This window comes from Peribacillus butanolivorans, assembly GCF_001273755.1.
Lineage (GTDB): Bacteria > Bacillota > Bacilli > Bacillales > DSM-1321 > Peribacillus > Peribacillus butanolivorans.
Genome location: NZ_LGYA01000001.1, coordinates 3,147,538 through 3,170,181, shown reverse-complemented (window position 1 = coordinate 3,170,181; position 22,644 = coordinate 3,147,538). Strand labels below are relative to the sequence as shown.

The 22,644-nt window shown below is 37.0% G+C and carries 22 protein-coding genes and 1 other annotated feature; of the genes, 18 read left to right on the top strand and 4 right to left on the bottom strand.

Annotated features, from left to right (window positions below):
* The first annotated feature begins 123 nt into the window (after positions 1–123).
* The 5 genes from AKG34_RS14495 to AKG34_RS14475 all read left to right on the top strand — a co-directional run bounded on the left by AKG34_RS14495 (position 124) and on the right by AKG34_RS14475 (position 6,816).
* On the top strand, positions 124–3,834 hold the full coding sequence (locus tag AKG34_RS14495) for a dynamin family protein (protein WP_053346721.1): 3,711 nt from the start codon (positions 124–126) through the stop codon (positions 3,832–3,834).
* Between the two features lie 18 nt (positions 3,835–3,852).
* Positions 3,853–4,623: a DNA polymerase beta superfamily protein gene (locus tag AKG34_RS14490; RefSeq protein ID WP_053346720.1), complete on the top strand. Its 771-nt coding sequence runs from the start codon at positions 3,853–3,855 to the stop codon at positions 4,621–4,623.
* Entirely contained in the window at positions 4,624–5,451 is an 828-nt protein-coding gene (locus AKG34_RS14485; RefSeq protein ID WP_053346719.1) for a sulfurtransferase, read from the top strand.
* A gap of 86 nt (positions 5,452–5,537) precedes the next feature.
* Positions 5,538–6,413 carry a 5'-3' exonuclease gene (locus tag AKG34_RS14480; RefSeq protein WP_053346718.1) on the top strand — a complete coding sequence of 292 codons (876 nt, stop codon included), beginning with the start codon at positions 5,538–5,540 and terminating at the stop codon, positions 6,411–6,413.
* A 121-nt stretch (positions 6,414–6,534) separates the two neighbouring features.
* On the top strand, positions 6,535–6,816 hold the full coding sequence (locus AKG34_RS14475; RefSeq protein WP_176527531.1) for a DUF6123 family protein: 282 nt from the start codon (positions 6,535–6,537) through the stop codon (positions 6,814–6,816).
* Between the two features lie 46 nt (positions 6,817–6,862).
* Here AKG34_RS14475 and AKG34_RS14470 read toward each other — a convergent pair whose 3' ends face one another.
* Positions 6,863–7,774 carry a DMT family transporter gene (locus AKG34_RS14470; RefSeq protein ID WP_053346716.1) on the bottom strand — a complete coding sequence of 304 codons (912 nt, stop codon included), beginning with the start codon at positions 7,772–7,774 and terminating at the stop codon, positions 6,863–6,865.
* Positions 7,758–8,171, bottom strand: coding sequence for a reverse transcriptase-like protein (locus AKG34_RS14465; RefSeq protein WP_053346715.1), 414 nt, complete (start codon positions 8,169–8,171; stop codon positions 7,758–7,760). Before AKG34_RS14465 ends, AKG34_RS14470 begins: the two co-directional genes overlap by 17 nt.
* 261 nt (positions 8,172–8,432) lie before the next feature.
* On the opposite strand from AKG34_RS14465, the gene AKG34_RS14460 reads away from it, so the two are divergent.
* The 3 genes from AKG34_RS14460 (at position 8,433) to AKG34_RS14450 (ending at position 10,348) form a co-directional block, all read left to right on the top strand.
* The gene (locus AKG34_RS14460) at positions 8,433–9,104 is read left to right on the top strand and encodes a reverse transcriptase-like protein (RefSeq protein ID WP_309446286.1); all 672 of its coding nucleotides are present in this window, start codon (positions 8,433–8,435) and stop codon (positions 9,102–9,104) included.
* 5 nt (positions 9,105–9,109) lie between these two features.
* A complete protein-coding gene (locus AKG34_RS14455; protein ID WP_053346714.1) occupies positions 9,110–9,295 on the top strand; it encodes a zinc-finger domain-containing protein in 186 nt (61 codons plus the stop codon).
* 84 nt (positions 9,296–9,379) lie between these two features.
* On the top strand, positions 9,380–10,348 hold the full coding sequence (locus tag AKG34_RS14450) for an HD-GYP domain-containing protein (protein WP_053346713.1): 969 nt from the start codon (positions 9,380–9,382) through the stop codon (positions 10,346–10,348).
* Positions 10,349–10,364: 16 nt separating this feature from the next.
* Here AKG34_RS14450 and AKG34_RS14445 read toward each other — a convergent pair whose 3' ends face one another.
* The gene (locus AKG34_RS14445; protein ID WP_053346712.1) at positions 10,365–10,826 is read right to left on the bottom strand and encodes an RrF2 family transcriptional regulator; all 462 of its coding nucleotides are present in this window, start codon (positions 10,824–10,826) and stop codon (positions 10,365–10,367) included.
* A gap of 170 nt (positions 10,827–10,996) precedes the next feature.
* Between AKG34_RS14445 and hmpA the strand changes: the two genes are divergently transcribed.
* The 5 genes from hmpA to AKG34_RS14420 all read left to right on the top strand — a co-directional run bounded on the left by hmpA (position 10,997) and on the right by AKG34_RS14420 (position 16,260).
* Entirely contained in the window at positions 10,997–12,205 is a 1,209-nt protein-coding gene (hmpA, locus tag AKG34_RS14440) for an NO-inducible flavohemoprotein (RefSeq protein WP_053346711.1), read from the top strand.
* Positions 12,206–12,269: 64 nt separating this feature from the next.
* Positions 12,270–12,485, top strand: a binding site (T-box leader).
* A 57-nt stretch (positions 12,486–12,542) separates the two neighbouring features.
* Positions 12,543–13,631: a glutamate 5-kinase gene (gene proB / locus AKG34_RS14435; RefSeq protein WP_053346710.1), complete on the top strand. Its 1,089-nt coding sequence runs from the start codon at positions 12,543–12,545 to the stop codon at positions 13,629–13,631.
* A 40-nt stretch (positions 13,632–13,671) separates the two neighbouring features.
* A complete protein-coding gene (locus AKG34_RS14430; RefSeq protein WP_053346709.1) occupies positions 13,672–14,919 on the top strand; it encodes a glutamate-5-semialdehyde dehydrogenase in 1,248 nt (415 codons plus the stop codon).
* 78 nt (positions 14,920–14,997) lie between these two features.
* Positions 14,998–15,444, top strand: coding sequence for a general stress protein (locus AKG34_RS14425; RefSeq protein WP_053346708.1), 447 nt, complete (start codon positions 14,998–15,000; stop codon positions 15,442–15,444).
* A gap of 141 nt (positions 15,445–15,585) precedes the next feature.
* Complete coding sequence (locus tag AKG34_RS14420) at positions 15,586–16,260, top strand: SRPBCC family protein (protein WP_083450800.1); 675 nt, start codon at positions 15,586–15,588, stop codon at positions 16,258–16,260.
* Between the two features lie 297 nt (positions 16,261–16,557).
* On the opposite strand, the gene AKG34_RS14415 is transcribed toward AKG34_RS14420, so the two are convergent.
* Positions 16,558–17,004, bottom strand: coding sequence for a DUF5392 family protein (locus tag AKG34_RS14415; RefSeq protein ID WP_053346706.1), 447 nt, complete (start codon positions 17,002–17,004; stop codon positions 16,558–16,560).
* A gap of 325 nt (positions 17,005–17,329) precedes the next feature.
* On the opposite strand from AKG34_RS14415, the gene AKG34_RS14410 reads away from it, so the two are divergent.
* The 5 genes from AKG34_RS14410 (at position 17,330) to AKG34_RS14390 (ending at position 22,523) form a co-directional block, all read left to right on the top strand.
* Positions 17,330–17,938, top strand: a complete 609-nt coding sequence (locus tag AKG34_RS14410; RefSeq protein ID WP_053346705.1) for a TetR/AcrR family transcriptional regulator — start codon at positions 17,330–17,332, stop codon at positions 17,936–17,938.
* Between the two features lie 38 nt (positions 17,939–17,976).
* Complete coding sequence (locus AKG34_RS14405) at positions 17,977–20,184, top strand: YhgE/Pip domain-containing protein (RefSeq protein WP_053346704.1); 2,208 nt, start codon at positions 17,977–17,979, stop codon at positions 20,182–20,184.
* A gap of 777 nt (positions 20,185–20,961) precedes the next feature.
* On the top strand, positions 20,962–21,339 hold the full coding sequence (locus AKG34_RS14400; RefSeq protein ID WP_236694956.1) for a hypothetical protein: 378 nt from the start codon (positions 20,962–20,964) through the stop codon (positions 21,337–21,339).
* Positions 21,329–21,787, top strand: a complete 459-nt coding sequence (locus AKG34_RS14395) for a hypothetical protein (RefSeq protein ID WP_053346703.1) — start codon at positions 21,329–21,331, stop codon at positions 21,785–21,787. Before AKG34_RS14400 ends, AKG34_RS14395 begins: the two co-directional genes overlap by 11 nt.
* A 289-nt stretch (positions 21,788–22,076) precedes the next feature.
* Positions 22,077–22,523: a DinB family protein gene (locus tag AKG34_RS14390; protein ID WP_053346702.1), complete on the top strand. Its 447-nt coding sequence runs from the start codon at positions 22,077–22,079 to the stop codon at positions 22,521–22,523.
* The last annotated feature ends 121 nt before the right edge of the window (positions 22,524–22,644 follow it).

The following is a 22,644-nucleotide window of genomic DNA, read 5'->3' as shown; positions in this document are numbered from 1 at the left end:
TGTTTTCTGAACACGTTTTGTAAGAATTCATATAGTAAAACTAAAAGCTTTCGGTATGAATAACAATCGAAATCGTTTACAATAAGATTATTAAAATGACGATAGATTAAGGGGTATGGATTCATGATTCAAGAAACGTTAAAGCAACAGTCTAAATTGGGGATTTTGACTGCCATGTATGAGAAATTTCAATCAGCAGGAGATACAAGCAATGCTGATAAACTGAAACAGCTAATCATGAAAGTAAAAAATGAGGAATTTATCATTGCTTTTTGCGGGCATTTTTCAGCGGGGAAATCAAGCATGATCAACTTCTTCCTAGATGATCAAGTATTGCCTTCAAGTCCGATTCCAACGAGTGCCAATACGGTTAAGGTTCAAAAAGGGGAGGACTATGCCAAAGTCTTTTATCATCATCAGGCACCGGTTGTATTTCCCGCACCTTATGATTTTAAAGAGGTAAAGAAATTTGCTAAAGATGGTGATTCAGTATCGGCAATAACAATAAGCTCCAATCAGTTTTCACTGCCAGAGTCATGTGCCATCATGGATACGCCAGGGATTGATTCGACAGATGATGCACATAGAGTTTCTACTGAATCGGCCTTGCATCTTGCTGATGTAGTCTTCTATGTTATGGATTATAATCATGTTCAATCAGAAGTGAACTTTCTTTTTACTAAAGAATTGTTAGAAGCGGAAAAACCAACATATTTAATTATCAATATGATTGATAAACATGATGAAAATGAGCTCAGCTTCCAAGATTTTAAATTATCTGTTTCTGAAGCATTTGCAAACTGGAATGTATACCCTGATGGAATATTTTATACATCAGTCAGAGACTTGAACAATAGCGAGAATGAAATCGAAACCGTTCGTCAATTTATATATGAAATGGCAGAGAAAGGTCAAAATGATGGGAAAGATGCCATAATGCAATCGGCAAAGGCCCTAATCGAAAGACACCTTATTTGGCTGAAGGAACAGTATGAAGAGGATCATGCCAGTGAATTTGAAGTTTTATCAGAACTTCCATATGAAGAGCGAATCGACCTAACAAATAAAGTGGACAGCCTTATAAAGGGAAAAAAATCATTAACAGAACGTTTAGAGAATGTAAAGGTGCAATTTGCCAAAGATTTAGAAACCATTTTGAAAAGTGCTTACATCATGCCGGCGGCTACACGGGACCTAGGTAAATCATTCTTGGAATCAGCACAGCCCGATTTTAAAATGGGGCTATTATTTGCCAAGAAAAAAACGGAGGCCGAGCGCGAGGAGCGTCTTAACGTATTCTTGGCAGATTTACAAGAGAAGGTCAAAACCCAGCTTGAATGGCATCTTAAAGAGTTAGCGGTTAAAACCCTTACTGAAGCTGAAGTCCATGACCCAACGCTTGAAAGTAAAGCTCAGGCCCTACACATCGAGGTGACAGAAGCTTACATAAAAAATTCTTTAAAGCCCCAAGTCAATATTACAGGTGAATACGTTTTAAACTATACAAATGATTTGGCCTCTTCTATCAAAAAAAAGGCACGTGATGAAGCTGAAGAATTTTTGCACAGCATGATTGCTGTCATGCAGGGTATAGTGGAGCAACAGACGATATCCATCGATAATGAACTTGAAGGTTTTGCTGAATTTGCGGAAGCCCTCAAAGTTACCGCAGCGATGAATGCAGAAATCGAGTCCCAAACAGAACAATTAGAGGGTATTGCTAATCAAACGGTATCGCTAATGGATGAGCGTTATGTCGAGACACTTTTGACTGAATGGGATGAAGAAGAAAAAAATATTACAGTCAAAATTATGAACACGAATGATGACAATAGGGCTAAGCAGGCAAACGAACTACATGCGGCGGATCTTGAAATCGAAACAAAGGTAGCAGAATCAACTGTAGGCGTTCCATTATCTAATACGATAGATTTACGTGGGAAGGAAAAGTTAATGGAGACTGCATCAAATTTACAGCAGGCAGCCAAACTAATTCAACCTTTGAAAGGTTTTCAATCACTTTATAAAGAATTAACAGATAAGGCAAACCGACTAGAAAAGCAGACTTTCACGGTTGCGCTATTCGGTGCATTTAGTGCAGGCAAATCTTCATTTGCAAATGCGTTAATGGGAGAAAGCGTTCTTCCTGTTTCGCCAAATCCTACTACTGCTGCCATTAACAAAATCATGTCATCTGATGCTGAGCATCCACATGGTACGGCAACAGTTAAATTAAAAACCGAAGCTATGCTGCTAGAAGATGTAACCTTAGCTTTAGTTGCTTTTGGTAAGACAGCAAAATCACTCGATGAGGCTCACCATCTTGCCGGACAGATCATTGAAACAGCAGGTGAAGTGGATAAAGGGAAAACGCATCTATCTTTCCTGAGGGCTTTTTATCAAGGATTGCCTCCTCACAAAAGTGATTTAGGAAAGGTCATCACAGTGGACCTTGAAGGGTTTAAACGTTTTGCTGCCGAAGAGTCCAAATCGTGTCTCGTTGATTTGATTGAATTGCGTTATGACTGTGAAATGACAAAGCAGGGAATGGTACTTGTTGACACTCCTGGAGCGGATTCAATAAATGCTCGGCATACTGGTGCTGCTTTCGAATATATTAAGAATTCTGATGCCATTCTTTTTGTGACCTATTATAATCACCCATTCTCTCGGGCAGATCGGGAGTTCCTAATCCAACTTGGGCGAGTGAAAGATTCCTTTGCTATGGATAAGATGTTCTTTATAGTCAATGCGGTCGATCTTGCTCAAACTACTGACGAACTGGACGAAGTTATGGATTATGTGAAAGATCAATTAAATGGATTCGGAATCCGTTTTCCAAAGCTGTTCCCGCTTACAAGTAAGGGAGCATTAATAGAAAAACAAATTCCAGGTTCATTTATGCACTCTTTCCTTCCTAATAGTGGAATTTCGGAATTCCAATTACAATTTGATTCTTTCATCGAGAACGACTTAACAGGACTGGCAATTGAATCAGCGCAGGCTGCTGTAAAAAGAACAGAAGAACTGCTTCGAGATGTTATTACAGCGTCCAAGCAGGATGAAAAAGCGAAACAAAAAGCGCTCGAGACTCTCGCTCTTGAGGCGCAGTCTATTTCTGGTCTTCTGGAAGTCATTAGAGGAGACGCCGAAAAACAACGATTGAAAAAAGAGATTGATGAATTGACTTTCTATAGTAAACAACGCGTATTTTTCCGGTTTAATGATTTCTTCAAGGAATCTTTCAATCCGGCTGTCATTAAAGACGATGGGCAGGATCTGAAGCTGGTCCTTAAACAAGCATTAAAGAATTTATTAGAAGCACTAGGCTTTGACCTTGCACAGGAAATGCGTGCTACGGCGTTAAGGACTGAAATGTTCGTCAATAAATTATTGAATGAGAAACAAGTCGGATTGCTTCAGCAGATACAGAAAGTAAGAAAAACTCTTTCGTTACAGCCATATGAACCAAATGAGAGGGATTCCCTTGAATTTTCGGGTGCTTTTGTCCAATTAGACACGAGTGAATTCAAAAAAGAATTGGCGCTGTTTAAAAATCCAAAGGCTTTCTTTGAAAAAAATGAGAAAGTGAAAATGAGCGAGGGACTTCAGCAGCGTTTGGATGAACCTGCCCTTATATATGTAAAAGAGCAAGGTGGGAGAATATTCGAAATGTATACGGAAATTCTTGATCAAGAGTTACTTTCCATTCAAAAAGAATATAAAACGGAAATATCGGATATTTTCGCAGGCTTACGTGCAGCCTTAGAAGAAAAGGTTGATTTACCGTATTATGAAAAGGCTGTAATTGAATTGGAAAAAATGCATTTGTAATAGAAACGAGGTTCGTTTATGAAAGAAAACCTTATTTCAATTTTGAGAAACCTAGAAAAGAAAAAGAATATCACAATATTAATGGCTGCTGTAACTGGCAGCCATTCTTTTGGTTTATCATCAGCCAATTCAGATATTGATGTCCGGTTTATATATGTTCATAATGATAGGCGATCCTATCTCTCACTTAGTCAACCCGACGAAGTGATTCAATTGAATGAAGGCTTTTGTGACGTGGAAGGCTGGGATCTATTTAAAACATCACGGCTAACGTTAAAGAGCAATCCCGCACTATTTGAATTATTTCAGTCACCCATCCAACTGATTGTTCAACCGGATTATTGTCGGGTGATGAAGGGGTTAATCGAAGAATGCTATTCCAAAAAGGCTCTAGTACATCATTACTACCGGATGATGACAGGCAATCTTCAGCAATTGACAAAAACAAGTAGTTCCGAAAAAAAAGTGCTGAAAACATGGGTACAAGTTTATCGTTCCTATTTAGTACTGCAATATTTAATCCTGTTTAGAGCCCTTCCACCTTTATGCGTTTGGGAATTACTCGATTCCGTATTAATTGATAAGGAAATGAAAAGCAGAATGACGCGAATATTTACAGCAAAACAAAAAGAAGAATTTTCAAAACATGAAAGTATAAAAAGTCTTGAGTTTTTGGAAGGGAAATTACCTTCCATAAAGAATGAAATAACTAAGCTTCCTATAGGGAAGCACATGGAACAGGATCTTAATCAATTAATTTGGTCCATTTTGAAAGAGGGAGATGTGTAGATGGGTTATATAATGGAAAAAGAAGAGCTGTTGTCGCTGTTGAATTCTAGAGATATTAGAATCTGTGACTGTCGTTTTCAGCTAGGAGCCCCTGATGTGGGTTATATTGAATACGAGAAAGAACATATTACGGGTGCTGTCTATTTTGATCTTGAAAAAGATTTATCCGGACGGGTTGAAAAGCATGGTGGAAGACATCCTCTTCCTGACCTTAATACATTAAAAGAGAGGCTTGAATCAAATGGTATTACCAATGATACGGTACTTATTGCTTATGACGGGGGAGAAGGTTCCTTTGCTTCTAGGTTTGTCTGGCTGCTGAGCTATCTTGGTCATCAGAAAGTGTTTGTACTTAACGGCGGCTTTAGGGCATGGAAGGATGCGGGCTATCCGCTCGAAACGAATCAGTCGAAATATGCTTCAACCCATTATAATATAGATTTAAATGAATCTGTTTTGGCTTCTTATCAAAAAGTGAAGGAATATACAGTAAATAGGCCTAATGATGTTGTTTTAATTGATTCAAGGGAGTCTAAACGGTACCAAGGGATTGAAGAGCCGATTGATAAAAAAGCCGGACATATACCTGGGGCAGTTAACAAGGTATGGACAAAGGTTCTTGAAAATGGATATTTTAAAAAATCGGAAGAACTTCAGTTAAGTTTCACAGAAATCAGCCGAGATAAGGAGATTATCGTTTACTGTGGATCAGGTGTGACGGCTTCTCCCAATTATATAGCCTTAAAAGAAGCTGGTTTTAAAGATGTGAAGGTATATGTCGGTAGTTTTAGTGACTGGATTTCCTATTCTGATAATCCTATTGAATGATTAGGTTTTCCAATTAACGATCCTCAAAAAGGTGGACAGCTATGTTAAAATAGATATACATCATGATAGAGGTGATAAATGTGTTAATGAAAGAAAACGAACAGCATCCTTCCTTTATGCTTGTCGACGGGATGGCGCTTTTATTTAGAGCTTTTTATGCAACAGCCGTTACAGGTCAATTTATGATTAACTCAAAAGGTATTCCAACAAATGCCGTACAGGGTTTCTTAAAGCATATGCTGACAGCGGTGAATCATTTTTCTCCTAGTCATGTAGCAGTATGTTGGGATATGGGAAGCAAAACTTTCCGCAATGAACTATTTGATGGATACAAGGCTAATCGTTCAGAAGCACCCGTTGAAATGATTCCTCAATTCGATTTAGCAAAAAAAGCTGTTGAAGCCTTTGATATCCCGAACATTGGGCTTTCCGGATACGAAGCTGATGATTGTATTGGGACAATAGCAAAAGCATCTGCTGAACATAGTCGAGTAGGCATATTGACAGGAGATCAAGATATGCTTCAGTTAATTGAAGAAAACATTTCTGTACTTTTATTGAGAAAAGGGTATGGTAATTATGAAGTGCATAATCCCGATAGCTTTTTTGAATGGAAAGGGATTACACCAAGACAAATGATTGATTTAAAGGCTTTAATGGGAGATACAGCTGATAACTACCCCGGCGTCAAAGGAATTGGGGAAAAGACAGCTTTGAAATTGTTGATTCAGTATCAAAATATAGAAGGTATTCTTGAAAATGTTGCTTCATTAACCAAGGGGCAGCGATCTAAGATTGAATCGGCTGTCGATATGCTTCACCTATCGAGAAAACTTGCCGAAATCAAGTGTGACGTACCTGTTTCATGCTCCTTAGATGAAGCGGTGTATCAGTATGACCGTGAAAAAGTGAAAAATCTGGCTAGAGACCATGAATTTAGGACTTTACTGCGAATGCTGTAAAATAAATGAAGCGGGGTTCCCTTGGGAACCCCGTTTATTTTTATAGGAAGTATTTTGTCGAAAAATGGATAGGCAAAATCTTATATTTACGGTAAGATGAAATTAAGGCAAGTATTATGGAGTGGATGCAGAAGTGGGGCAATCAACTGAAGAGTATGTGAGTTTTTTAGAAGGAAAGGGATTCACTTTTGGGAATGATGCTATTGGTTTTATTTATTTTGGCAAACGCTATACAAACGCCAGTGATATTTTAGTCAATGTAGCAATCGAATTGACATTGAAAGTTCAAAAGAATTTTGATGGTAGCTTTTATATTTCCTTTTTAGAAAACTTAAAACAAAATGGCATTGAAACTCGCAGTGCAGCGGTATCGTTTGCAAAAAAGCAGGGACTGCTAAAATAAATCGGACTTCGTAATTTAGAAGTCCGATTTATTTTTATTTAGTCTTTTAAGAAAAATCTTGAGTTGCTATCGATTTCTTTTTCTTCGATGGCAACTCAGCGAGAATCATTCCAAGGAAAATGAATACGCAGCCGATGATTGAAGCAGAAGTCAATTTTTCCCCAATCAATATGAATGAGGAAAACGCCGCAAAAACCGGTTCCATTGAAAAGATTAATGCGACCCTTGTAGGTGTCGTATAAGCCTGGAAGAAGGTTTGTGCGAAAAAGGCAAATGCCGTTGCAAGAGCAGCCGTGACCAATAAGGCGGTCCAGACCTCTGGCTGTAACATGACTTCCGACTTAAAGATTACAGAATAATCTTCATTAAATAATATGGCTGAACCTAAGGATAAAAAAGAAACCGTGAAAATTTGAATCAGAGTTAACGGTAAGGCAGGAAGGGTTTTAGCATACCTAGCAGTCGTAATAATCTGCATGGCAAAACTGATCGCACATAAAAATACTAGAAAATCACCAACATTCAAGTTAGAGCGGTCGGCGAAAGTCATTAAATAAAGCCCAATCGTTGCGGCAACGACACCCATTACTGTATTACGTGATAGCCTCAGTTTTAATAGCAACAAAGAAAAAACTGGTACCATGACAACACTTAAGCCTGTTATGAAGCCAGTTTTGGCAGGGGTGGTATAATTCAAGCCTATTGTTTGAAAGCCATAACCCAAGAAAAGCCATACCCCGATATGAAGTCCTGCAATTAACAATTTCTTGTTCCAGGTTTTTCCCCTTTTATGTAAGGTTAATAAGTAAGGTATAAACAAGAAAACAAAGGCCATAAAAAACCGGATAGCATTAAATGTGAAAGGTTCAAGAAAAGAAAGGGCATTCTGCACCATAACAAATGTGACACCCCAAATGAATACAACAAACAATAATGAAACATCAGCTGTCTTTTTCATTATTTTCCTCAACTTTGTTTAAACGAATGGCCCGTCGTGCTAGCTCATCCGCTCTTTTATTTTCGAGATTTGGAATCCATTTCACAAAAAATAACTCAAGCTGGTCTGATAACTTAAGTGCTTGATCAAGCAGGGTGGCGTATTTTTTTTTAGCAAACCTTTTTTCAATGGCCTGGTTGATGGCCTGGGAATCGGTCCGAAAAGAAACGACTTGATAATGACTGGATATACATATCTCCAATGCCTTGATTAAAGCATGGTATTCCGCCTCATGATTTTCCATATTTCCAAGTGGGATGGAATGACGCTCGACTACACCGTTATTATTAATGAAAATTCCTGCGCCGCTCGGCCCCGGATTGCCCGCACTGGCTCCATCAATATACACTTCAATCATGATGTTCCTCCTCGAGTTTACACTGTTCATATGCTATGATTAGTAGTTGTTTCATATAATAATTAAAGACTGAAAGATGTGAATCATGAAATTAAAAAGATTCTAATTCAACAAGAGAATTTCAGGCTGTTATGGGAACTATAAAGAAATAATTAAAAGAATATTTGATTGTTTACATTATATTATAAATGGTATTACGAAAAATAGGTATGAAAATTGACAAAATTTATCATGGAATAGATGACAAGGAGCTGGAAATCATTGAAGGTAATTATGCAATGGACATATCATGCTTCAAAAAAACCAACTGCCGATTTTGTTTCCGATTGGTTGGATGCTGGTACTGCCTTAGTCATTACAGAAGATCTTGAAAAGGCGGGACGTTTGAAGGAAGTGGAATTCAAGGATGAATTCGATACAATTTGGACAAAAAAAGAGTTAAAGAAACTCTTAACAGAGGTAGAGGAGGAACCTCAGGATGTGACGGTTTTTTTTGATGGGGGTTTTCAAAAAGAGCAAAGAGTAGCCGGAATTGGTGCAGCTATATATTATCGACAAGGGAAAAAACACTGGCGTATACGGACTAACCTAAGGCTTGAGCAATTTGAATCCAATAATGAAGCAGAGTATGCTGCCTTTTATGAAGCAGTGAGGCAGATGGAGGAACTTGGAGTCCACCACCAAAGCTGTTTATTTAAAGGTGATTCTCTTGTTGTATTAAACCAACTTTCTGGAGAATGGCCCTGTATGGAGGAAAACTTAAATAAATGGCTGGACCGTATAGAAGCGAAGTTAGAAAAATTAAAGATTATCCCGGTCTATAAGCCAATTTCACGGAAAGAGAACCAGGAAGCCGATCGTCTGGCAACACTTGCTCTTCAGGGAGAAGTCATATTTAGCAAATCGGAAATTGCTGAGTTAAAGGAGTCGTAACAAAAATGAACAGGAAAAAAATATATGAAGAAGTAGAAGATGTAATTTCCTTATTTTGCCATGAATGTTTTTTACAAAAACATTTTCGAAAAGAATATGGTCGTTCATATGCTCACCAATTCTGCATTTCTCAGTGTACTGTTGGTGAGAAATTAAAACAGCTCGGCAATGAACTTAACGACCGTTCTTAGGCAAAGAAAATAGCTTTCATTTTCACACAAAACCAATGAATAATATGGTATTGTAGGTAAAAAATAGAGAAAAGTGTGAGAGAAATGAAATATAGCAAAGGGAAGCTAAATAATGAGATTTCCCCTCTTACAATTCCTGAAATTGATTTCATAATGGAAGAAATGAATAAAGGGAAAGAAAGCGAATCAGTTAAACGACATGTACAACCCAGCGTAAGTATTCATGAAAAAATTAACGGCGCTTCTGAGCAAATTAAAAATTTATTTGAAGACATCCGTAAAGAAGAAAATATTCAGCTTGAAACTGTTGAAGGAATTAAAGCTGAAATTGTACCTATCATCGAGGAGGCTGCAAAGAACCCTGATATTTATTACCTGTTCAAAGAGATGCAGGCAAAAAATGAATATACGTATAAGCATAATATTGGTGTAGGAATCATTGCCACTTATTTGGGAACAAAGCTTGGTTTATCGAAGGAAAGTCTTTCAGATCTGACATTGGCAGCTATTCTGCATGACGTAGGTAAAACGGGGATTCCTGAGAGATTATTAGAGAAACCGGGGAAACTGACTGAGACAGAGTATGAGGAAATAAAACGCCATACAATTTATGGATACGAACTCCTTAAATGTATCCCTGGGCTTGCTTTAACGGCTCTTCAGCACCATGAAAGGGAAGATGGGCAAGGTTATCCCCATAAATTGAAAGGAAGTAATATTTACTATCTTTCGAAGATCGTTGCAATAGCTGATGTATTTCATGCTATGTCATCAGATCGTGTTTATCATCAGGCAATGCCATTTTATAAGGTGATTGAGCAAATGAACCGCGATGTTTTTGGGAAATTTAATCCGAAAATGTTGCTAGTATTCATTAACCAATTAATGGGTACCTTAGTTGGGAAAGAAGTCATGCTTACTAATCAACAAATCGGAACAATTATCATGATAAATCCTTACGAGCCTCTTAAAGTTTTAATGAAAACTAAATCAGGTATCATAGATTTAAGGTTAGAAAAAGAATTGCAGATTGAACGGATTATAGGTAAATGAGGAAAGAGCCCGATTATTATAAATCGGGCTCTTTCTCACTATGCTTTACCGAATCGAAATAGGCTTTGAGCATTGCTTTATTTTCGCTGAAGTCAGCAATAGTATATTGGTCAAGGACCTTTAGAAAAGCATCTAAGGCATTATTAAGTACGAATTTTAATGAACAAACGGGAGAAATCACACAGTTATCGTGATCTTTAAAACATTCCACTAAATAAAAATCCTCTTCAGTTTTCCGAACTAATTCCCCTACATTTATTTCAGCAGGAGGTTTTGCGAGCCGGAAACCGCCATTTCGTCCGCGTATTGTCTCAATATAACCTAATTTACCGAGATTATAAACAATCTTCATGAGATGATTTTTTGATAGTTGATAAACCTCAGAAATCTCTTTAATATTTGACAATTTGCTTTGATCTTGGGAAGCCAGGTAAATCAACACTCTTAGTGAGTAATCGGAATAACTCGTTAACCTCATGTTTATCGCCTCACATTCTATCCCTATTTGACTATATCATAAATGTGAACATTTTTTAAACATTAATACTAATAGTATAAAAAGATGTATTTTATATATTGCTTTTCAAGTCATTAAGTTCTAAGATAAACATGTATTTAAAATACTTGTTTAAGAAGAGGGGTTTACACATGCTATCCCAAAAAACTATCGACATCATCAAATCCACTGTACCTGTATTAGAAGTACATGGTACAACTATTACAACTGTATTTTATGAAAATCTTTTCGAAGCGCATCCTGAACTATTGAATGTTTTCAATCACGCCAATCAGAAAAAAGGACGCCAACAAAATGCACTTGCTAACACCGTATTAGCCGCAGCTAAATATATAGATCAACTTGAAACGATTTTACCAGCTGTGAAACAAATAGCACAAAAACATAGAAGTCTGGCTGTTAAACCGGAACATTACCCTATTGTAGGAGAATTCTTATTAGGAGCAATTAAAGAAGTATTAAAAGATGCGGCTACCGAGGAAATCATCCATGCGTGGGGAGAGGCATATGGAGTCATTGCCGGTGTATTTATTAGCATAGAAAAGGAAATGTACGATCAAGCTTCCAATCAGGACGGAGGATGGTCTGATTTCAAACCATTCACTGTAGTGGAAAAAGTACAGGAAAGCGATGTAATTACTTCCTTTTATTTAAAGCCAGCAAATGGTGATGCGGTTCCATCATTTTTACCTGGACAATATGTGACCATACGTATGGAGATACAGGGTGAACGTTACTTATTCAACCGTCAGTATAGTTTATCAGCTTCACCTGGAAAAGATTACTTCCGGATTTCTGTCAAAAAAGAAAAGCCGGGAATCTCTCCAGATGGTAGAGTCTCAAACTATCTGCATGAAGTTATTCAGGTGGGAGACATGATAGACGTAACCGCTCCTGCTGGAGATTTCACTATCAACATGGAAAAACAAACACCTCTAGTATTTCTTAGCGGCGGCGTTGGAATAACTCCTTTCATGAGCATGGTACATGCGGTTGCTGATCAAAAGCCCGAACGTGATGTACAATTCATTCATGCCTCTGAAAATGGTGCATTGCAGCCGTTTAGAAGTGAGTTGACAGAACTTTCTCAAAAATTGACTAATTATCAATTATCCTTTGTTTATAAAAATCCGAGCGAAGAAGATAAGAACTTACCGAATTTTGAGAAGCAAGGTTATATGGATGCGGAACTATTAAGCAGTCATGTAAAACCTGAAGCAGATTATTATGTATGTGGTCCGGTCCCGTTTATGAAAGCTATTATTACTTGTCTGAAAGAGCTTGGGATAGATCCAGAAAAAATCCACTATGAATTCTTCGGCCCAGCGATAGCGCTTTAAGATTTAATAAAGGTTTTTGAATGGTGTTGACATCAAGATGATAATTTTGCATACTATATTAAAACCATGAACGTTGAAGGAAGATTAGTATGCGAAAATTTACTGTGACAGAGAGCGGTGTTAATTGCTGGAAGACCCGCGACAGAAAAGCGCAGAACCTGCTTCTTGAGTCCTATGCGAAACATAGGCGCAAATCCTGGCGTTATCAGGCAAAGTGGGATGCATAAATTTGCATTCAATGAAGGTGGTACCACGGAGAGAAGCCCTTTTCGTCCTTGTTTCGAGGACGAAAAGGGCTTTTTTTCATGTCTAAGATATTAATTGGAGGAAAAAATCGATGGAAAAGAAGCGCATCGTTGTAAAGATAGGAAGTAGTTCTTTAACCAACACTCAAGGTGAAATCGACCAAAAGAAATTTTCCGATCATATCCAGGCAGTGGCAGCATTAAGGAAGGCTGGACATGAAGTTGTTCTTGTTTCATCAGGGGCTGTAGCAACCGGTTTTCGCAAGCTCGGATACCCTTCAAGACCTGTTACTCTAAAAGGAAAACAGGCAGCTGCAGCCGTCGGGCAAAGCCTGTTGATCCAGTCTTATATGGAACAATTGGGGCACTTTGGAATTGTTCCAGCACAAATTTTACTTACAAGAAAAGATTTCTCAAAAAAAGATCGGTATAAAAATGCCTATGCTACATTAATGGAATTGCTTGAGCGGGGCATTCTCCCGATAATAAATGAAAACGACACCGTATCTGTAGAAGAGTTGACTTTCGGTGATAATGATATGCTATCTGCTCTTGTAAGCGGGCTTGTCCATGCCAACAACCTGATTATTTTAACTGATATTAATGGGCTCTATGATTCCAATCCCCAAACAAATCCAGAGGCTAACAGATTTGATAAGCTTTCCGAAGTTACCGAAGAGTTATTACAAATGGCTGAAGGAGCGGGTTCAAGTGTTGGTACGGGGGGAATGAAATCCAAGCTGATTGCAGCGCAAACAGCACTGTCTCTTGGAGTCAAAGTATTTATCGGTTCAGGAGAGGGCAGTGAAAAGCTTCTTACAATACTTTCAGGAAATGGTGATGGCACGTATATTGGCAATGATGTCTTAACAACTGTTACAAAAAACAAACAGTGGATTTCCCTTCATTCAAAAGTATCCGGGAAAATCTATGTCGATGCAGGTGCAGAAAAGGCACTAGTTTCAAATGGCAGCAGTCTATTACCGGCTGGGATTTATGATATTAAAGGAGTTTTCAATAAGGGAGATGTCGTCGAGGTCTTCGGGCCAAATGGATTATTAGGACGTGGAGAGGTTCTATATTCCGAAGCGGAGTTAAAACTGGCGATGGGCAAACGAACAACGGAGCTTGTACTAACTTCCATTGAAGTAATCCATCGTGATAAATGGGTGAAGGCATAGTTGTATATCAATTTTATCGAAGGTAAAGGGGGCTTATAAAATGAGTGAAGTGATTGAGAAAGGAAAGGCAGCGAAAATAGCAAGTTATCAGCTAATCGGACTGTCTACCGAACAGAAAAATGAGGCGCTTGAGAAAATCGCCATGCAACTAGTTATTGATAGAGAAAGTTTGTTAATAGAAAACCAAAAGGATCTCGAACAAGGCCGGCTAAAAGGTTTTAGTGAGTCTACGTTAGACCGAATTATGTTAAACCCTAAACGTATTGATGACATTGCCGCGGCGATACGGCTATTGATTGAATTAAAAGATCCAATAGGTGAAAAATTGGAAATGATAGAAAAAGAAAACGGTTTATTAATTAAAAAATTACGTGTCCCAATCGGTGTTATTGGAATGATCTATGAAGCAAGACCGAATGTGACTATTGATGCAGCTACATTATCTTTAAAAACAGGGAATGCGGTTATATTACGGGGAAGCTCTTCAGCCAAGTATTCCAATATGGCGCTAGTCTCTTCTATTCACAAAGCATTGAAGAATACGAAAATTCCTGTAGATGCTGTTCAATTAATTGAAGATACAAGTCGTGAAACAGCTAAGGAACTTTTTCACCTTAAAGATTATTTAGATGTTTTGATTCCGCGCGGTGGAAAGAATTTAATTGAAACAGTAATTAGGGAGTCCACCGTCCCCGTCCTTGAAACGGGGGCAGGTAATTGTCATATCTTCATCGATGAGACGGCAGATTTAACCATGGTAGAGAATATTGTCTTAAACGGTAAAACACAGCGTCCTTCCGTTTGTAACGCGATTGAAAGCCTGCTTATTCATAAAAAATGGTTAGAAGAAAATGGGAAGCGTCTTTTGGCAGTCCTGAACGAAAAGGGCATTGAAATATACGGTGATGAAGCGGTTTGTAACGTTTTTCCTGAAGCGAAAACTGCTACGGAAGAAGATTGGTCAACAGAGTATTTAGCATTGAAAATTAGCGTGAAAACCGTCAGTTGTGTTTCAGATGCTATTGAACATATTAATCGATATGGTACAAATCATTCCGAAGCAATCCTGACAAAAGATGAACAAAATGCGGCTGTCTTTTTGAATAAAGTAGATGCAGCAGCAGTTTATCATAATGCTTCCACACGTTTTACTGACGGATTTGAATTCGGTTATGGCGCTGAAATAGGCATTTCTACACAAAAGCTTCATGCACGTGGACCAATGGGCTTGCCGGCATTAACTTCAAGCAAATATTTTATTTATGGCGAGGGACAAATCCGGGGGTAATTCCATTTTTTAGTAGATGGTTATCAAAACTCACTTAAGGGTATTGAATAGTACATTACTTTTAAAGGAGAAGATACCATGGACAATAGATTTATAGAAATATATGATAATGAAAATGAAGCAACCTTAGCAGTTGAAAATTTAAAGAAAAAAGGATATTCATCTGATCAAATATCAGTAGTCGCTAAAAATATTGATAAATTACCAAATGAAGCCGAGGAAGTGAGTCCTACAAAGACTGGTGGATTCGTAGCCGGTGCAGCAGCAGGTGGCGCTCTTGGTTTAACTGGTTTAGTTATTGGGATGAGTGCATTGGCTGTACCTGGAATCGGCCCGATATTAGCTGCAGGCCCTATTTTCACCACATTTGGAGGAGCGGCAGCTGGGGCAGCATCAGGTGCCGGAGGATTGAAGAAACCATTATTGGATATTGGTCTAGATAAAGCAGAAATCGATCAGTATGTGGAGGATATCAAGGCTGGGAAAATTCTCGTCATAGCAGATCCTATTTTAAGTAAGTCGTAAGTAAAACCTCCTTGAATTGAACTGATCTACGATGATGGACAACTGAGCTCTTTGTTCTCAAATACTCAATATAAAACAGGTCGTGTTTATTGAATAACCCCGTTCAGGATTTCTTGAACGGGGTTATTGTGTTAAATTTTATTGTCAGTAACAGTACACGGCTGTATGAAATCCATTCGCTTAGAAGTTCAGAATGCTATGATTTTTGTCAATCTAGACAAAAATGCTCCTTCTCTGGCAGAAGCATATCAGGAATTTTTAGAGGAAATGAAAGAGTATCCCTTCTTTGATTCTCTAAAACTAGTTAGGGAAACTCGTCGAGTAGTTAGGGCTAATTGGAAAGCTGTTGTTGACAACTACCTTGAATGTGATCATTGTTCCATTGCTCATCCTGGCTTTGCAAAATCTTTTGATATATCGAACTTTTGCACAACGACACACGACAAATTTACCTATCAATATATGTCAGCAAGTAAGAATGCTGAAGGTGACCAAGCGTGTTTTTATTGGATTTGGCCCAATATGATGATTAACGTTTATCCAGGAGACGGGAATGTGAATACCATTCAAGTAATTCCTGTTGATGCAGAGACGTCGCTAGGTATTTATCGTGATTACTCCCTCAATGAAAAAACAACAATAGAAAAAGAAGACTATTTTAAATTTGTTGATCAAGTACGGCAGGAAGATTTTGAACTGGTGGAAAAATTGCAAAAAGGATTAAATTACCAGGTGTTTACAAATGGTATCTTTTCTCCAACAGAACATGCAGCAGTCTATTTTCATGAACTTATTGATAAGGCCCTTCATGACTAATTACTTTCTGCCAATGGAAGTACACAGCATTAAAAAGACACGAGAATTCAAAGAATTTGTGAATGCCAAGAAATATTATTCAACCTTTTTTGGAATAGATCTATCGTAAAGTGGTCTTACCTCGTTAGTTAGACAGTTTAAAAGCCTAGCAAACAACCAGTATGAATCGGTAGTCTACCGGAGCATACTGGTTGAGTTGTTTGTTTAACCTTATATTTTTTAAAAAGCGCTAATCGTTTGTTAACTTATTTCAACGACCGATAAAGTTATAAAAATTTGCGAACTTCCATTTTATATTTATTCATTTTGGAAGGGTTGGTTCTTCCTTTGTTCCTCTTCTGCGAGAAACTCCAAAAAGACATTCATTGCAGATAGCGGCTGCTCATTTACCTTTTTATAGTAATTACTTTTCCTGGCATCGGTTAAATAGTTGCTTTCTTTCATTCTCTCCAGCATATATTTTTGGCTCATTTTCACTATTTCTTTTTGGTTGTGTTTGTTTTCCTTTAAAAGGGCAAATCCTATAGCACCCACTAATGCATATATTGCAAGGGCAATTTTAGAGATTGGATATGAGTCATTTTTAAATAAAAGAAAAAATAGATTTATGATGGAAAACCCTATCATCACGGTTGAAAAAAAAACGTATTTCATATTTTTCTTCAATAATGGAGACAGTTTTGATTGAAGTTTTTCGATTTCGTCCTGCATGAAACGCGGTATATTATTTATCTTAATAATCATGGTGTCCTCCTTAATATGCATACTATGCATATTTGTATTGGTTACCTTTTGTTTCATTTCATGGTCTTTATCTTTACACCAACCTATTTAAGTAATCAGGAAAAGGAACCTAATTGTCTATATCTTATCGCTTAGATCCTTATTTGTCATTTATTATACTTTAATAGTAAGTAATCAATATGGGTAATAAAGCAAAAAGAGATGATAGAAAGATATGATGTTCCTAAACTTTAAAAAAGAAGCCTTGCTATAATAAAAAAAATTTGTTAATATCATAAAATAACTTAATGACCGATTTGTTCAAACGGTCATTTCGAGGTGATATATGTCAATTGACAGGAAAAAGTTAATATTAGAAGCTGCGACAAAGTCTTTTTCACTCTTTGGTTATAAAGCTACAACTATGGAACAAGTAGCGAAAATAGCAAATGTCGGCAAGGGGACCATCTATACTTTTTATGCCAATAAAGAGCAATTGTTTAAAGAGATTGTGTTACGAATGATTGAAGAAATGAAATATGAGGCTGAGCAGTCAATTAAACCAAACTTAACCTTTTATGAAAACCTGCATAGTGCACTATATCGAATTTTAGAATTCAGAAAGGAGCATCAATTATCACTGAAGCTATTTCAGGAAGAAAAAGAAATGGGAACGCCAGCAGTTTTACAAATGTTAAATGAATTAGAAATAGAAATCATTTCCTATATTAAGGGGAAAATTAAAATAGCTATCGAAAAGAAAGATATTTCTCCATGTAATCCTGAAATAACAGCTTTTATCATGTTGAAGATATATTTAGCACTTATATTCGATTGGGAAAGAAATCATAAACCACTTGAAAAAGAAGAAATAGCAGAACTATTTCAGTTATATTTGTTTAACGGATTGGCTGTCACTCCTGATAGTCATTATTATTTACAAAAAAATGACTGAATGAATTAATTGGTCATTTATTCTTAGGGGGGGATTCTTTGAAATCTAGTTTAATAAAACAGGAGTTACTTGGCCTGTATAAAAATAAAAAACTGCTTATTCCAATTATCGCAATTCTATTTATTCCTATTTTGTATAGTGGTATGTTTTTATGGGCTTTTTGGGATCCGTATGATCGCCTAGAAGATTTACCAGTTGCCATTGTAAATAACGACACTGGTGCTAAGTTAGAGGGAGAAGAGTTAAAACTCGGTGATGAATTTGTAGAAAAACTGAAGAAAAGTAAGGATTTTAATTTTCAGTTTGTTGATCGTAAAACGGGCTACAAAAACTTAGAGGATCAAAAATATTACTTACTAGTAGAAGTTCCAGAGAATTTTTCGAAAAACGCGACGACGTTAATGGATGATAAGCCGCAAAAACTCGAATTAAAGTATGTTCCAAATGAAAGCTTTAACTTCTTATCAGCTCAAATAGGAGAAACAGCTGTTCAAAAAATCCAAATGGCTCTAGCAGAAAAAGTAACTGAGACATATGCAGAAACGATGTTTGACATCATAACAGAAATGGGTGAAGGGTTTCAGTCAACGGATGAAGCAGCTGGGAAACTGAAAGATGGAATCCTGGACGTTGATAATGGTGTAAAAACTTTAGAAGAAAAATTAACATCATTAGCTGAGAAACAAGTTGAATTTACAGGTGGAACTAAGAAAGTTCAGGACGGTACCGTTGAGTTACAAAAAGGAGCACAATCACTTGCTGATGGTTTGGGCCAGTTATCTAACGCTCAAAATCAATTGATTGATGGAGCGAAAAAGGCAGAAGATGGGGCAGGAAGCCTTCAAGCCGGTATAGAAAAAGCTCATTCTGGCATTGGTACAGTTGAAGCGAAGATGAATGAGGTTGTTTCGGGTACTGAAAAAATCCATGATGGAAGTAAGCAGCTTACTGGTTACTTACAAAAGCTTGAAACAGGTGCAAATAGCGCAGCTAATGGGGCATCAGGATTGAAAGAAGGAGTTTCTACCCTTCAATCGCAATTAGAACCGTATATGGGAGCATTACCTGAAGAACAGCAAGCAGCTTTGAAGCAAGCATTTGCACAACTGTCAGAAGGTGCAACAAAGCTTGAAGCTGGGAATAAAGAGCTTGCTAGCTCTGCAGGTCAAATTGAAGCAGGTTCAGCTAGTCTTTCTGAAAATATTGCCACATTGAATAATGGGCAAAAAGCTCTTCAAACAGGTGTTTCTCAATTAAATGAAGGAGCAGTTCAATTAGCAACAGGGGCAGCTCAATTAAAAGAAGGTCAAGCTCAATTAAGAGTAGGACTAGTAACATTCGGTGAGAAATTATCAGAAGCAAAAACTGGTAGCCAAAACCTCGCTGCAGGTTCAACGACACTTGCAGATGGAGTCAATCAACTTACAGCAGGATCGGCAGCATTAGCTGATGGATCTAGTCAATTAGCTGATGGATCTAGTAAAATTGTAAGTGGAACAAGTAAGTTGGCAGAAGGGTCGACAGAGTTTAAGGATAAAATCAGTAAAGCTGCTAAAGATTCTGCAGATATTAATGCTGGTGAAGAAACGTATAACATGGTTGCAGAACCTGTTAAGGTTGAAAAAGAGAGTATCAATAAAGTTCCAAATTACGGAACAGGTTTTGCCCCTTACTTCCTATCATTAGGTTTGTTCGTTGGTGCCCTATTACTATCAATTGTCTTTCCATTAAGAGAGCCGATTGGAATTCCGAAAAACGGGTTCACTTGGTTCTTAAGTAAATTTGGCATTATTGCTTCAGTAGGTATTATCCAAGCAATTATTGCCTCAGGATTAACTTTAGTACTGCTGGATATGGAAGTGAAAAGTGTACCGTTATTCGTAATATTCTCGATTATAACGAGTTTGGTATTCATTACATTGATTCAGTTGCTTGTAACAACAATGGGAGATCCAGGTCGTTTCATCGCGATAGTTATCTTGATCTTGCAGTTAACGACAAGTGCTGGAACATTCCCACTTGAATTAATACCAGAACCATTACAAATATTCAATAATTGGTTACCGATGACATTCTCAGTAAGAGGATTTAAAGAAGTAATATCAAGTGGTAACTTTGGTTTAATGTGGCAAAACGTCTATGTTTTACTTGGCTTTACAATTGGTTTTATGATATTGACACTGCTTTACTTTGTCGTGAAGCATAAGAAAAGCTATTCAGGAGTAAGCGAAACTACTGAAAATTAAACACAAACAAAAGAACGATTCCTTTTAAAGGAATCGTTCTTTTTTGCTTGAAGTAGAAGAATAAAATCCATATTTAGATCTAGTACATAAATGAGGTTCTTGCACTATAATCTCGAAAGATCTTAATTAGTAAATTTTCTTTTTTTATATAGCTCCAAAGCTTTACCTATCCTTTGCTCTGATTTATTTCTGCATCCCAATTCCACCAGGGACAATACTCTAAAATGTAACGCATTCTAAAATAGTAGAAGGCGTTACATTTTTATTTTTTCAATTGAATAGGTATTGTCCATATACCGCACTGTTCTCGATTACATCAGTAAATGGTTTCGGGAACGTGAGTGAAGTGGCGCAACAGAAATGATTACCGTGTCCAAAAACAATATGAGGATTTAGATTACGGTGAATATCAAATTGGCTCGTTCAAATACGTTTTCATCTTGATTAGCTGTTGCAAGTAGAGCTAATCCAATTTGTTCTTTTTGTCAGAGTTTACCTCATATGAGAGTGGGCTAAAAACTAACATGATAAAAAATCTTCATCCTATTATCCTGATAGGCAACAAGTCTTTTTTTTATGGTAACATTGTCCTTATATGGTATGATAGATATGAGTGTGTTGGCTGTTGATAAACTTGGAAATAGGCTAATTATGTATTTTTCTGTATAAACTACGAGACTATTGTGGTATTTTATTCATTTAAATCGAGTTTTCGTACGAATCAATATATAATTAGAAAGCGAGAAAATAGATTCAAAGATTAAGGAGGGACATAGAATGATGGAATGGGCGTTAGTCATTTTGTTTGGTGTAGCAGTTTTACTGTTCATTTTGTCGTTTATTAAAACGGATTCAATAAAAGTGGATAAACAATTAGAACAGTTTGCTAGTACTTTTGGAGATGAAGTAAATCAACTACAAGAAAAAATACGAAAAATCGAGATAGATGCTGAAATTACAGCACAAGAGACAGGCATTCTTGCAGGTTCTTCTGAACAGCGGCTCTTGTTACGTGAGGTTCTCGACTTACATAAGCGCGGGTATTCATTTGAAAGCATCGCATTGAAAACACAACAGTCAGAAAATGAGATAGAACGCTTGCTTACTCCTTACATAAAAACTAATGAAAGGAGAAACGTTGCCAATGACATCTAAATCAATGCGCAGCTTTGCAGGAGGTCTTATTGTTGCGGCGGGTTTGTGCGGTGCAGTATACTTCTTTGGTCCCAGTGAAGCGACCGGAACACAGACTTCAGAGAAGTTGTCAGAAGATGATATGAAAGATTTGCTGTCTTCTGAAGGATATGTCATACATTCAGAAAAAGAGTGGGAAGATCAGCTTGCTGAAACGAAATCCATTAAAGATAAAGCGAAAACAGAAACAACAGAAAAGGTCGTGTACCGTACAGTTCTAAAAGTGTCTAAAGGTTCGACAAGTATTGACGTTGGTAAAACCCTTCAACGAGCAAAAGTTATTAAGAATGCAAAGGATTTTTCTGATGAAGTTGAAAAGAAAGGTAAGGCCAACGGATTACGTCCTGGAACATATGTGGTAGATAGTGAGATGACGACAGAAAAAATTATCTCTACCATTTTTAAATGAACAAATTTTAAATGCAATATTTGCATAAAAAACGACTATTTTATAAAGATAGTCGTTTTTTATATTCCACTATAATAATATCCAGGTAAATAATTGGAATCAATATTAGGTCTATCCACTTGAATGCGAAAAGGGAGGTTGCTGCAGCACCCTTTATCTAGGGGATCTAATGGGTCAGGATACTTGAAGAAGGTAATGAATATATTCTGAATGATTTAAATGTTTATTCTTTTTATTAAAGAGGCTTGATTAAATGAAGAAATACTTTAAACAATGAGAGGAGAAAAATATGCAGAGCGTAGTTGATAAAATAAATAATTGGATAATTAAGGTCCCGAATGAGTTCAGTGGGATGTCTGAATTAGAGGTGTCACAAAGACCTATGCCAGATAAATGGTCAAAAAAAGAGATTTTGGGCCATTTATGTGATTCTGCTATTAATAATCTTGAAAGATTTATCAAAATTCAATATGAAGAACAACCATTTGCTCTTACCCCATATAATCAAGATCAGTGGGTGGATATACAGGATTATCAAGATATATCTATTGAAGAAATAATAAATCTATGGTGTGGCTTAAATAAAAAAATAATAAAAATTATTGCTAAGACGCCTTATGAAAAATTAACGTATCAATGTGATATTGGTAATAATCAAATGAAGACTCTCGAGTGGCTTATTCAAGACTATCTTGAACATATGGAACACCATTTAAAAAATCAGGTTTTCAATTAAAGAACGATTCTTAATAATTAAACCTATATAGTTAACCCTCTTTATACGTACAAGAGGGTTTTTTACGCAATAATTTGTTGTATTAAAGGGCGTGATAATTAAAGTAGCGTTTTTTCTTATT